This window comes from Ruegeria sp. BG11 (genome assembly GCF_056538565.1).
The window spans coordinates 680154-691743 of record NZ_JBQFTH010000001.1 but is presented as its reverse complement, the minus strand read 5'-3'; the positions used below and the strand labels follow the sequence as shown (position 1 = coordinate 691743).

The 11590-nt window shown below is 59.4% G+C and carries 11 protein-coding genes; 4 read left to right on the top strand and 7 right to left on the bottom strand.

What is annotated here, in order from left to right; translation table 11 throughout:
- Positions 1 to 98 precede the first annotated feature (98 nt).
- The 3 genes from ACR0JF_RS03415 to ACR0JF_RS03405 all read left to right on the top strand — a co-directional run bounded on the left by ACR0JF_RS03415 (position 99) and on the right by ACR0JF_RS03405 (position 1995).
- Positions 99 to 545, top strand: coding sequence for a phasin family protein (locus ACR0JF_RS03415; RefSeq protein ID WP_170374114.1), 447 nt, complete (start codon positions 99 to 101; stop codon positions 543 to 545).
- A 134-nt stretch (positions 546 to 679) separates the two neighbouring features.
- Positions 680 to 1228: a polyhydroxyalkanoate synthesis repressor PhaR gene (gene phaR, locus ACR0JF_RS03410; RefSeq protein WP_170552879.1), complete on the top strand. Its 549-nt coding sequence runs from the start codon at positions 680 to 682 to the stop codon at positions 1226 to 1228.
- 11 nt (positions 1229 to 1239) lie between these two features.
- Complete coding sequence (locus ACR0JF_RS03405; RefSeq protein ID WP_170660221.1) at positions 1240 to 1995, top strand: trypsin-like serine protease; 756 nt, start codon at positions 1240 to 1242, stop codon at positions 1993 to 1995.
- Here ACR0JF_RS03405 and ACR0JF_RS03400 read toward each other — a convergent pair.
- The 7 genes from ACR0JF_RS03400 to ACR0JF_RS03370 all read right to left on the bottom strand — a co-directional run bounded on the left by ACR0JF_RS03400 (position 1983) and on the right by ACR0JF_RS03370 (position 10839).
- Positions 1983 to 3197: an aminotransferase class I/II-fold pyridoxal phosphate-dependent enzyme gene (locus ACR0JF_RS03400; RefSeq protein ID WP_170660220.1), complete on the bottom strand. Its 1215-nt coding sequence runs from the start codon at positions 3195 to 3197 to the stop codon at positions 1983 to 1985. The genes ACR0JF_RS03405 and ACR0JF_RS03400 overlap by 13 nt on opposite strands.
- Positions 3198 to 3312: 115 nt before the next feature.
- Positions 3313 to 4617 (bottom strand): NAD(P)/FAD-dependent oxidoreductase, encoded by a 1305-nt coding sequence (locus ACR0JF_RS03395; protein ID WP_170660219.1) that lies wholly within the window; start codon positions 4615 to 4617, stop codon positions 3313 to 3315.
- 20 nt (positions 4618 to 4637) lie between these two features.
- On the bottom strand, positions 4638 to 5996 hold the full coding sequence (locus ACR0JF_RS03390) for a glutamine synthetase family protein (protein WP_170374109.1): 1359 nt from the start codon (positions 5994 to 5996) through the stop codon (positions 4638 to 4640).
- Positions 5996 to 6676 carry a type 1 glutamine amidotransferase gene (locus ACR0JF_RS03385; protein ID WP_170660218.1) on the bottom strand — a complete coding sequence of 227 codons (681 nt, stop codon included), beginning with the start codon at positions 6674 to 6676 and terminating at the stop codon, positions 5996 to 5998. Before ACR0JF_RS03385 ends, ACR0JF_RS03390 begins: the two co-directional genes overlap by 1 nt.
- A 59-nt stretch (positions 6677 to 6735) precedes the next feature.
- On the bottom strand, positions 6736 to 8055 hold the full coding sequence (locus ACR0JF_RS03380) for a glutamine synthetase family protein (protein WP_170660217.1): 1320 nt from the start codon (positions 8053 to 8055) through the stop codon (positions 6736 to 6738).
- Between the two features lie 129 nt (positions 8056 to 8184).
- Positions 8185 to 10371, bottom strand: coding sequence for a xanthine dehydrogenase family protein molybdopterin-binding subunit (locus ACR0JF_RS03375; protein WP_170660216.1), 2187 nt, complete (start codon positions 10369 to 10371; stop codon positions 8185 to 8187).
- Positions 10372 to 10374: 3 nt separating this feature from the next.
- Positions 10375 to 10839 carry a (2Fe-2S)-binding protein gene (locus ACR0JF_RS03370; RefSeq protein WP_170660215.1) on the bottom strand — a complete coding sequence of 155 codons (465 nt, stop codon included), beginning with the start codon at positions 10837 to 10839 and terminating at the stop codon, positions 10375 to 10377.
- 138 nt (positions 10840 to 10977) lie between these two features.
- Here ACR0JF_RS03370 and ACR0JF_RS03365 point away from each other — a divergent pair, with 138 nt between their 5' ends.
- Entirely contained in the window at positions 10978 to 11589 is a 612-nt protein-coding gene (locus ACR0JF_RS03365) for a TetR/AcrR family transcriptional regulator (protein WP_170552903.1), read from the top strand.
- Position 11590 lies beyond the last annotated feature (1 nt).

The following is an 11590-nucleotide window of genomic DNA, read 5'->3' as shown; positions in this document are numbered from 1 at the left end:
AGCAAGAAAAAGCTTGTAATGCTGCAATGCAGAAATCATATTGTCCTCAAGCCGATGGAAACCGGGGTGGGCCCGGTTCGGTGAAAAGGATTAGGACAATGGCAAAGACCCAAGACTTCACCGCGATCATGAAAGACGTCATGGGCGCGTTTCCGGTAGACACCACCGCAATGGAAGGTGCCTTCAAATCGACCGCAGCGCTGAACGAAAAGCTGTCGGGCGTTGCTCTGGACGCGGCTGAGAAATCGGCTGAAATCTCGAACAAATGGACCAAGGACACCCTGGCCAAGCTGACCGAGATGTCGAAAGCAAAGGCCGAGCCTGCTGACTACGCAAAAGCCGCAACCGACTTCGCAAGCGCGTCGGCTGAAGTTGCTGCTGAAAACCTGGCTGCTTTCGCTGAAATCGCGAAAAAAGTTCAGTCGGAAACCGTTGAGCTGCTGATGGCCGCTGGCAAAGACGCTGCTGAAGAAGCAACCGCAGCTGTCAAGAAAGCGACTTCTGAGGTGACAACTGCTGCCAAGAAAGCTGCAGCTGCCAAGTAAGAACGTCCGCGACGAGCATCTTATCCTCCCTATAGGTGCCATCGCGTTGGGCAGGTCGATTGACCTGCCCTTTCTTTTTGTGCTGCAGTCGCATAACCTCTGCTGCAACGCATCATCCTTGGGGAGGGTACAAGGTGTCGGACAAAGAAAAACCGCTGTTGATCAAGCGCTATGCCAGCCGCCGGCTATATAACACCGAGACCAGCGATTACGTGACGCTCGAAGATATTGCGGGGTTCATCCGCGACGGGCGCGAAGTTCAGATCATTGATCTGAAGACGGGCGATGACCTGACCCGCCAATACCTTTTGCAAATCATTGCCGAACATGAAAGCCGGGGCGAGAACGTCCTGCCGGTGAATGTCCTGAACGATCTGGTGCGCAGCTACATGGTGCCGGGCGGGGGTATGATGCCGCAATTCCTGCAAAGCTCATTCGACATGCTGCGCGAAAGCCAAAGCAAGATGATGGAGAATATGAACGCCATGAACCCCATGTCTCAGATGCCGGGGTTCGAGGCGATGCAGGCGCAGCAACAGGCGTTCCTCAAGGCGATGACGGGCGGGTTGTCCGGCAACTGGTCTGGCCCCGACAAAGAGGACGAGTCCGAGCCGAAAGAGGATCTGGACGACATCAAAAAGCAATTGGCCGAGTTGCAGCAGAAGCTTTCGAAATTGAACTAGAGGCATAGGCGATGCGCTGGCTGGTCCTGTGTGTCGCTATTTTGTGGTCGCAAGCAGTTTGGGCCGAAGGGCAGTTCTCTGAAAACTGGTCAGCAGTTTGTCGGTTGGGGACAGATACCTCTGCCGGATGTCAGGATATTCGGGCGCGTGAGATACTCGATGCGTCCGAGGCCCCTTGGCGCGCGATTGGTCGTGTGAACTACGCGGGGCGGGACCAACGATCTCATTGTACGGGTGTTCTGATCTCGGAAAACCATGTACTGACGGCGGCACATTGTCTCTACAATCGATCACGCAAACGCTGGATACCACCCGAGAGTATTCGATTTGCTGCCGGGTACCAGCGGGGAGAGGCGGTCTCGGTTGCGCGGGCCGATGACTATATCTTGCCTGCAGGTCAGGATGTATCGGCCAGCTTCTCCGATCAACCCGAATTGGACTGGGCTATTCTGGTGCTGGACGCTCCGATCGGGGCCGAGGTCGGTTTCGTTAAGCCGGCAAATCAAGAGGTCGAGGCGGGTTTCGTCGCGGGCTATCCGGGGCTAAGACCTCATGTCCTGAGCCAGACAGAGACTTGCCCCATGCGTATATATGCAGGCCAAATGCTGCATGGGATCTGCCCTGTGATGATGGGGGATTCCGGCGCACCGCTGTTGGTGAATACCTCGGACGGGCTGCGGGTGGCTGCTATCTTGTCCCGCATCGCACCGACCCCCGAAGGGATCGACGCATTGTTCGTCTCAGTGCTCGGAGTTCATGTACCGTAAGCGGGGACAGGGCCAATCACCTCACCGACCGAGGCCAGCAAGATATCGGCGATCACGTCCAATTCCTCGCGCGTCAGGCGCACGGGCAGGCGCACGTCACAGGCTGTCATCAGCATGGCCCGGGTTTGCGGCAGCTCGAATTGCTCAGGCAGGAATTGCCAGTTCCAGAAGGCGCGGGCATTGTCTTCACTCATGCCAAAGACCTGAACCTTGACGCCGCGCGCCTCGGATGCGGCGGCAAAGGCACGGATTTCACCCTCATCCATGCCGACCAGATTGAACTGAATCGAATCCGGCGCACGACGTTCGGGCGCAAGCGGGGCGGGAACGTCGATATAGTCCGAGCTGTTCAGACGTTCGGCTACATAGTCGTGGTTCGCCAGCCCATCGCGCACGCGGCGCGCCAGTTCTGGAACCTGAGGGCGGATCACTGCGGCGCTGAGGTTGCTCATCCGCAAGTTATAAAGCGGCAGTTTGTTCTGCCAGCGTGCAAAGGCCTGCTCCAACTCAGGTGAGTTGTCGCCATGCGGAGTTTTGTGCTTCTTCCAGTTATGCTCATAAGCGCCGGACATGATCACGGTGCGCGCCACCAGATCGGCGTCGTCGGTGATCAGAATGCCACCTTCGCCCGCGTTGATCATCTTGTAGGACTGGAACGAGAAGCAGCCAATTTTGCCGATGGTGCCGATGTTGCGCCCATGCCAGGTGGTGCCCAGCGAGTGGGCGGCATCCTCGATCACCGGGACATCGCGCGCGTCGCACAGCGCCATGATCGCATCCATATCCGAGGTATGGCCGCGCATATGGCTGATGATCACCGCTTGTACATCGTCCAGCTTGGCCTCGAAATCAGCCATGTCGATGCGGTAGTTCGGACCAACTTCGCACAGAACCGGAACGCAATCTGCATGCACGACCGACGATGGCACGGCAGCGAAGGTAAAGCCGGGGATCAGAACCCGTGCGTCCCGCGGCAAGCCCAGTGCCTTCAGCGACAGAAACAGAGCAGCCGAGCAGGACGAAACGGCCAAAGCGTATTTCGTGCCCAGCAGGGCGGCGAACTCGGATTCCAGCAAAGAGACCGGCGCGTCCTGCGGCGCGGTGTAGCGAAACAGGTCGCCTGACTGCATCAGGGCGTCGATTGCGTCTCGTGCGGCGGCGGGGATGGGTTCGGCGTCATGAACGTTGGGTGGCAGCGTCATATTTGGTTTTCCCGAATTCTAACTTTCACTTTATTAAATCAAGCATCCCGCCCGTGCCAAGCCCCCAATCGCAAGATCGGCAAAATTTCACCAAATTGTCGTATGGAAACGGGGGCTAGATCCCCAGCCGATCCCGCATCGCGTACCATGTCATCGCCAGCACCAGCAGAGGGTTCCGCAGGGCTGGACCACCGGGAAAGGGCAGGGCCGGGACGCGGGCCATGGTATCGAACCCTTCGGCCTGCCCTTGGATGGCCAATGCCATAAGCTGACCGGCATGCGTTGCCGTGCCGACGCCATGGCCGGAATAGCCAGAGGCAGACAGGATATTGGGCGCGACGCGCGTTAGGTAGGGCATCCGCCGCATGGTAATCGCCAGAGTACCGCCCCATGCGTAGTCGAGCCTGACGTCCCGCAGATGGGGAAAGATCTCGGTCATTGGTTTGCGCACGGTAGCGGAGATATCCGAAGGGAACCGGTAGCCATAGCTTTCGCCTCCGCCAAACAGCAGGCGTCCGTCAGCGCTGAGGCGGAAGTAATTCACCACGAATTTTGTATCTGCAACGGCGACATCCTGCGTCAGCACGCGCGCGGCCTCAGCCCCAAGCGGTTCTGTCGCGGCGATGAAGTTGTTGATCGGCATCACCCGCGCCGCGACCTGCCGGTTCAGCGTCCCAAGGTATCCGTTGCAGGCCAGAATGACGTGTCGGGCGCGGACCTTCCCGCCTTCGGTTAGAACAGTAGCCGGGTCGCCTTGTTCGATCCCTGTCACCTCGGTGCCTTCAAAAATACGCACGCCCGCGGCCTCAACAGCACAGGCCAGACCGAGCGCATAGTTCAACGGGTGCAGATGCGCCGCCCCCATGTCCAGATACCCACCCTTGTAAGCGGGTGAGGGGCAGAGGGCGTGGCCCGCCTCTTCATCCAGCAGCTCGATCTGATCGTAGCCGTAACGGTTCGACAAATGCGCGGCATGGGCATGCAGATCGCTGCGCTCGGACGCTGACAGGCCCAGGTTGGCGATGCCGGGCTTCAGGTCGCAGTCAATTTTGTGCTTTTCAATCAGCGATTTGACCAAGGCCTTCGCATCCTCGGCCAGTTCCCAAAGTTTGGTAGCGTCGTCCTGCCCGACGAGCCGCTCCAGATCCTCCTGGTCCATGCGCTGGGCGCTGCCCAACTGGCCGCCATTGCGGCCTGATGCGCCGAAGCCCACTCGGTGTGCCTCAAGCAGGACAACGTCCATCCCGGCCTCGGCCAGATGCAGCGCAGCGGACAAACCAGTATAGCCGCCACCGACGATGCACACATCGGCGCGCGTTTCGCCCTTGAACTCAGGGAACCGCGCGAGAGGATTGGCTGTCGCGGCATACCAGCTTGCCGGATACTCGGCTTTGCTATCGTTAGAATAGAGAAGGTTCATCCCTGGCGACCCCAAAAGGCTCAGACGTTCAGCAAGAGATGTTCCCGTTCCCACGGAGAGATCACCTGCAAAAACTCTTCATACTCGGCCCGTTTGACGATGCCGTAGACGCGGGCGAATTCGGGGCCCAAAATCTCATGCAACTCAGTGGCTCCGTCAAACAAGTCCAGAGCATTCCCCATCACCTGCGGGATATCCCCTTCGCCCTCATAAGCGTCACCGTAGAACTGCCGACGTGGACGTTCCTGTTGGACCAGCCCCAGATAGCCACAGGCCAGCGACAGCGCGATCCCGAGATACGGGTTGCAGTCCATCCCGGCGATACGGTTTTCCACGCGCCGCGCCTCAGGCCCCGACAGAGGCACCCGGATGCCCGTGGTGCGGTTGTCCCGCGCCCATTCCAGATTGATCGGCGCGGCATGGTCTTTCACATAGCGACGGTACGAGTTCACATACGGCGCCATCACGGCAAGACCGGCGGGCAGGTGGGTCTGCAGGCCCGCGATGAAGTGGTAAAACGCGTCCGTCTCACCGCCTTGCGGACCGGAGAAGATGTTCTGGCCGGTCTCTATGTCGATGATCGAATGGTGGATATGCATCGCCGATCCCGGCTCATCCTCGATCGGTTTCGCCATGAAGGTCGCAAAGCAATTGTGACGCAGCGCGGCCTCGCGGATCAGGCGTTTGAAGTAGAAAACCTCGTCCGCCAGCTTCACTGGATTGCCGTGGCGCAGGTTGATCTCAAGCTGGCCTGCGCCGCCTTCCTGAGTGATCCCGTCAATCTCAAACCCCTGATGTTCGGCGAAGTCATAGATGTCGTCGATCACCGGGCCGAATTCGTCCACGGCCGTCATGGAATAGGCCTGACGCGCGGCGGCAGGACGGCCCGAGCGGCCCATCATTGGTTCAATCGACTGCGCCGGGTCGACGTTGCGGGCGACCAGAAAGAACTCCATCTCGGGGGCGACGACCGGCTTCCAGCCTTTGTCGTGATAGAGCTGCACGACACGCTTCAACACGTTGCGCGGGCTGTAGGGGATCGGATTGTCGTCGCGGTCATAGGCGTCGTGGATTACCTGCAGCGTCCAGTCGCCAGTCCAAGGCGCAGCCGATGTGGTCGAGAAATCCGGTTTCAGGATCATGTCGCGTTCAATGAATCCGTCCTCACCGGCGGCTTCACCCCAGCCGCCCGTAATCGTCTGGTAGAAGATACTGTCAGGCAGGTGGAAATAGGATTGCCGCGCGAATTTCGATGCGGGAACGGCCTTGCCTCGGGCAATGCCCGGCAGGTCCGAGATGATGCACTCGACCTCATCCAGCCGATGTCCGGCGATGTAGTCTTGTGCGGCCTGCGGTGCTGCGTCTGTCCAATCGGCCATCAGGCCCTCGCTTTCTTCAGAAAATCCGCCATGATCTGCGCGATCCGGGCATTATGGTCTGGTGCTGTTTGTCTGTTCGCTGCGGCTTGCATGAGGTCATCAGGCACCAAGCCCTTGCCGCGCGTGCGCATCAGGCCCGAGACGAAATCGTTGGAAAATTCAGGATGCGCCTGCACGGTCCAGATCTGGTCACCGTAGCGCAGCATGGCGTTTTGGCAGAAATCGTTGCTGCCGATCACCTCGGCCCCGTCGGGCACGGCCACGACCTGATCCTGATGCCAGGCGTTCAGCCAGACGTTGTCGCCATCGAAGTTATATTCGGTCCGTCCAACCGACCATCCACCTTGGTACTTTTCAACTTTGCCGCCCAGGGCCTGCGCGATGACCTGATGGCCAAAGCACACGCCCACCAGCGGCTTTTCGCTTTGGTGAATCTGGCGGATCAGATCCTCAAGCGGGGGAATCCATGGCAGGTCCTCATAGGCCCCGTAGCGAGAGCCTGTAATCAGCCAGCCATCCGCGTCTTCTGCGCTGTCGGGGAAGATCCCGTCAACGACCGCGAACGTTTTGAATTCAAAGCCATGTCCGTCCAGCAATGCTGGGAACAGAGAGTCATAGTCCCCGAAATCCTGCATGAGCGCATCGGGGGTGTGGCCAGTTTGTAGAATGCCGATTTTCATGAGTCACCGAATTTGATCAAATTCAGAAATACCCGAGAGTGTGCCTTCGGGCAAGGGGGTCACACGGCCTCGAGATAGCTTAGCCAGTGTTCGTCCTCGGGGCGATCTGCAAAACGTGCGATTTCCTGCCGTTTGGTCATCGACAGATTGCGGATCAATTCCGATGGGAAAAGCCGGGCAATGATCGGGTCTTTCTCGAACAGGTCGATGGCGGCGGACCAGTCGCCAGCCAGCTGAGGCAGGCCGTCAATCTCATAAGCATTGCCCGAGATCGGGGCAGGGGGCACCATGCCGTCCTCGATGCCTACCAGCGCTGCGCCCAGAACGGCACTCAGCATCAGGTAGGGGTTTATGTCGCCCCCGGCCACGCGGTGCTCGATACGTCGGGCCGAAGGCGCTCCGCCCGGAATACGGATGGCGGCGGTTCGGTTTTCAAAGGCCCAGCTTGCACCGGTGGGTGCATGAGCGCTGGGCACAAGCCGCGCGTATGAATTCCCGTGAGGTGCAAAGATCAGAGTGCTGGCCGGCATGGCAGCAAGGCACCCGGCCACGGCTGAGCGCAGCAGGTCGGTGCCCTCGGGCCCGCCATCGTCGAAGATGTTCCGCCCATCTTGGTCTAGGACTGAGAAATGCACATGCATCCCGTTTCCCGCGTCTTCAGCATAGGGTTTCGACATGAAGGTCGCGGCAAAGCCGTGTTTGCGGGCCAAACCACGCGTCAAAGTCTTGAAAAGCCACGTATCATCGGCGCAGCGCATGGCATCCTGATGATTGAGGTTGATCTCGAATTGACCGATACCGCTTTCGGAAATTGCGGTTTGTGCGGGGATGCCCATCGCGGCGCAACCGTCATAGAGGTCGGTGAAGAACGCCTCGAATGCGTCCATTTCGGCGACGGAAAGAACTGCCTCGTCTGTCAGGCGGCGACCAGTGATCGGGTTGAGGGGGGCTAAGGGTTGGTTCCCAGACGCGTCGACAAGGGTGAATTCCAACTCGGTCGCCGCAACGACTGACCAGCCGCGCTGCGCGTAGCGCGACAGCACGGAGGCTAGCGCATGGCGCGGGTCGCCCGCAAAGGGAACGCCGTCGTCGTCATAGAGGCTCATGGGAACCAGGGCGGTCGATGTTTCCAACCATGGCACTGGCACAGCCCCGCGCTCGGTCGGAAGCAGGATGCCATCAGCGTCACCGGTTTCGAACACGAGGGGGCTTCCATCGATATCCGCGCCCCATAGATCGACATTCAACGCTGAGAACGGCATGCGCACGGCACCCTTGCTCAGCTTGTCGGCATAGGAAGGCGGGACACGTTTGCCACGCATCTGACCGTTCAGGTCGCAGGCGGCAACGCGGAAATTGTGCAAGGCGATCAGGTCCATTGGGGCGGTAGCTCCTCTCGGTTATCCGAGATGTAGCGAAGCCAAACGGCCTTGTCACGAAATTTGATCAAATTTCAGAGGTGGAAAAAAGCGTCGGCACAAATTGCGCCGACGCCACGTGTTTTAGGATCAGACGAACGTTACGCCGTTTTCCGCCATGGGCAGGGTCGTGACCTTCACGCCCGAGAGCGCGCGGATGGCATTCGCCAAGGCCGGGGCGGACGGAGGTGTGCCCGGCTCGCCGACGCCCGTGGGCGCTTCGGCTGACGGAACGATATGGACGTCAATCGCCTGGATGTCACCGATCCGCAGAGGTTCGTAATCCGGGAAGTTGAACTGGTCCACTGCACCGCTGGTCAGCGTGATCTGGTCCCGCATGACGTGACCGATGCCATAGCCGACACCACCTTCGATCTGCGCTTTGACCACATCGGGGTTCACCGCAATGCCGCAATCCACGGCACAGGTTACTTTTTCGATACGAACTCCGCTGTCCAGATCGCCTGATACCTCGACCACTTCGGCCACATAAGAGCCAAAGGACTTGTGGACCGCGATCCCCTGCGCGCGCCCGGCTGGAGCGTTGCCCCATCCGGCCTTCTCAATCGCCAGCTTCAGAACTCCGGCCTTGCGTGCCTGATCTGCGTTGCTGTCATCGCTCAGATGCGCCAGGCGGAACTCGACCGGGTCGCGACCGGCGGCCTCGGCGGCCAGGTCCATCATGGCCTCCATCGCATAGCCCGTATGGGTGTGTCCGACCGAGCGCCACCACAATACAGTCGTCGCTTTCGGTGTATCCGTCAGACCTACGGCCATTCCGGGGATGGCGTATGGGCTGTCAGAAACCCCTTCGACCGAGCTGTGGTCGATGCCGTCATGCACCAGAACGGCTTCGAAGGGCGTACCTTTGATGACCGACTGACCGGCGATTTGATGGTGCCATCCGACGATGTTTCCTTCACCGTCCAGACCGACGCGCACTTTGTGACCAAAGGCGGGGCGGTAGTAGCCGCTGCGTATGTCATCTTCACGCGTCCAGACAAGTTTGACCGGGCGAGAGCGGTCGGTGACCACGAAGGCCAGTGCAGCCTCGACCTGATAGTCCGCATCTGGTGTTGCGCGGCGGCCAAAGGATCCGCCTGCCAGCATCGTGTTGATATGAATCTTCTCGGCCGGAAGTTCAAAGATCTGCTGGTAGGCCATATGCGGGCCGGTCGGCATCTGCGCGCCATCGTGCAGGACAATGTCTCCGTCCGCAGTCTGTTCGATGGTGCAGTTCAGCGGCTCCATCGGCGCATGGGCCAGAAGCGGGAAGTAGAATGTCCGCTCAACCACTGTGTCAGCGCCGTCGATGGCGGCAGAGACGGCTGCAAAATCGGCCTTGTTGACGTTGTAGGTAGGCTCGGCATCCAGCGCGTCCATGATCTCGGCCATAATCTGATCCGAGTCGCGGGTTTCAGCGCCCGACATATCCCATTCGACCTCAAGCGCATCGCGCGCCTGAATCGCGGCCCAGGTGTTTTCCGCGTAGACGGCGACACCCGCTTGGTTGGGGAGAACGGCGGCACTGATGTAGCCTTTGACCTCTTTCGAGGCGCTATCGTCAAACCCTAGCGCAATTCCGCCTTTGGATTCGGGGCGTTTGATCATAGCGATCATCTGGTTGGGAAGGTGAACGTCCATGGCATACATGGCCTGACCATTGCCCTTGATCGCCGAATCCTTACGCCGAACGGCTTCGTTTCCGATCAGGCGGAACTCTGACGGGTCCTTCAGGCGCGGCTCGGAAGGAGCGTCCAGCTGAGCAGTTGCGGCCACGAATTCGGCAATCGGAGCGGACGTGTCGCCGGATTTGACAATGCCTTCTTCGATTGTAATGCCCGATGCGTCGACGCCCCAGCTTTGGGCCGCCGCGTTGATCAGCATCTCACGCGCGGCAGCACCGGCCTGACGGTATTGCAGCCACGAATTCGCCATCGCGGTCGACCCGCCCGTGCCCTGGAACGGTCCGAACAGCAGGTTGTTGTAAACGTTGGGATCAGAGGGCGCGAATTCGTATTCGATCTGGTCCATTGTCAGGCCGATTTCTTCGGCGATGAGCGTGGGCAGGCCGGTCGCAGGGCCCTGACCCTTCTCAAAGTGTTTGACGATGGCGGTCACGGTGCCATCCGCATCAATTTTCACGAAGGGGTTGAACTGAGCGGTCTCGGATGAAGCCGCCGCCAGTGCGCCATCCGGACGCGCGCCAACCAGCAGGACGGCACCAGCAGCAGCTGCGCCTTTCAGAAATCCACGGCGAGAGGTGTTGATGGTCATGGATCAGGCCTCCAGAATTTCAGATGCGCGCTGGATGCCGGCACGGATACGTTGATAGGTGGCACAGCGGCAGGCATTGCCGTACATGTACGCGTCGATTTCCTCTGTGCTGGGCTTGGGGTTCTCAGCCAGCAGGCCAACGGCCGACATCACCTGACCCGACTGGCAGTAGCCGCACTGAACCACGTCCAACTCGACCCAGGCCTGTTGGACAGCTGCACCGATCTTGTCCTCACCGACGGCTTCAATTGTGGTGATCTCGGCGTCTTCGACGTCTTCGATATAGGTCTGGCACGAGCGGACGGGCTCGCCATTAAGATGCACGGTGCAGGCGCCGCAAGACGCGACACCGCAACCGAATTTGGTTCCTGTGAGCTTCAGCTCATCCCGGATCACCCAGAGCAGGGGCGTGCCGGGTTCGGCGTCGACTGTATGCGTCTCGCCGTTCAGTTTCAGATTGATGGCCATGAGGGGATACTCCGTGTTGGCTTGCTACCTGAGTCGGTAAACTGGCGGGTTTACATGTGGCACAGAAAGTCGAGCCTGTAAACTCCCGCGTTTACCTAGTGTTTGACCCGATGCTGTCAATGGGTCTATAGCAATGACATGAATGAGATCAGCGCGCCCAATGCGTCCAAATATGCACAGATCATCGAAGCTGCCGTGGCCGAATTCCAGGAAAAGGGGTTCGCGGCGGCCAGCATGGATCGTATTTCGCGCCAGGCTGAAGTCTCTAAAAGGACGCTTTATAAGTATTTCGAAAGCAAGGAAAATCTTTTCCGCTCAATCGTGACGGAACTTTCCAGTCGCTTTGCAGAAGTGCTTGAGATCAGGTACGAAAAAGGGCGCGATGTTCGCGAACAACTGACTGAGCTGGCCTGGGCCGAGGGGCGTATTCTGATGCTGCCGGATGTGATGGCCATGTCCCGCATGGTGATCAGCGAAATCCTGCGCAACCCGACCTTGGCCGAACAAGCGCAGGGCAAGCTGGACAAGACGGCCTCGTTCATCGACATGCTGCGCGAGGCCGCAGCGGACGGGCAATTGAAGATCGACGACCCCGAACAGGCTGGGCGCGAATTCATCGGCCTGATCAAGGCGCGGGCGTTCTGGCCGCTGTTGTTCTCGGGAACGGTTCTCAGCCATGAGGAAATGGCGGACACGATCAACAACAGTGTCGAGATGATGATGCGCAGATACGGCCCGGACACCGCGTAGA

What these genes read in the sequence shown, in the direction of transcription:
- ACR0JF_RS03375 (WP_170660216.1), bottom strand. Translation starts at nt 10,371, where the DNA reads ATGACCATCAACACCTCTCGCCGTGGATTTCTGAAAGGCGCAGCTGCT.
- ACR0JF_RS03370 (WP_170660215.1), bottom strand. Translation starts at nt 10,839, where the DNA reads ATGGCCATCAATCTGAAACTGAACGGCGAGACGCATACAGTCGACGCC.
- ACR0JF_RS03380 (WP_170660217.1), bottom strand. Translation starts at nt 8,055, where the DNA reads ATGGACCTGATCGCCTTGCACAATTTCCGCGTTGCCGCCTGCGACCTG.
- ACR0JF_RS03390 (WP_170374109.1), bottom strand. Translation starts at nt 5,996, where the DNA reads ATGGCCGATTGGACAGACGCAGCACCGCAGGCCGCACAAGACTACATC.
- ACR0JF_RS03365 (WP_170552903.1), top strand. Translation starts at nt 10,978, where the DNA reads ATGAATGAGATCAGCGCGCCCAATGCGTCCAAATATGCACAGATCATC.
- ACR0JF_RS03400 (WP_170660220.1), bottom strand. Translation starts at nt 3,197, where the DNA reads ATGACGCTGCCACCCAACGTTCATGACGCCGAACCCATCCCCGCCGCC.
- ACR0JF_RS03405 (WP_170660221.1), top strand. Translation starts at nt 1,240, where the DNA reads ATGCGCTGGCTGGTCCTGTGTGTCGCTATTTTGTGGTCGCAAGCAGTT.
- ACR0JF_RS03415 (WP_170374114.1), top strand. Translation starts at nt 99, where the DNA reads ATGGCAAAGACCCAAGACTTCACCGCGATCATGAAAGACGTCATGGGC.
- ACR0JF_RS03395 (WP_170660219.1), bottom strand. Translation starts at nt 4,617, where the DNA reads ATGAACCTTCTCTATTCTAACGATAGCAAAGCCGAGTATCCGGCAAGC.
- ACR0JF_RS03385 (WP_170660218.1), bottom strand. Translation starts at nt 6,676, where the DNA reads ATGAAAATCGGCATTCTACAAACTGGCCACACCCCCGATGCGCTCATG.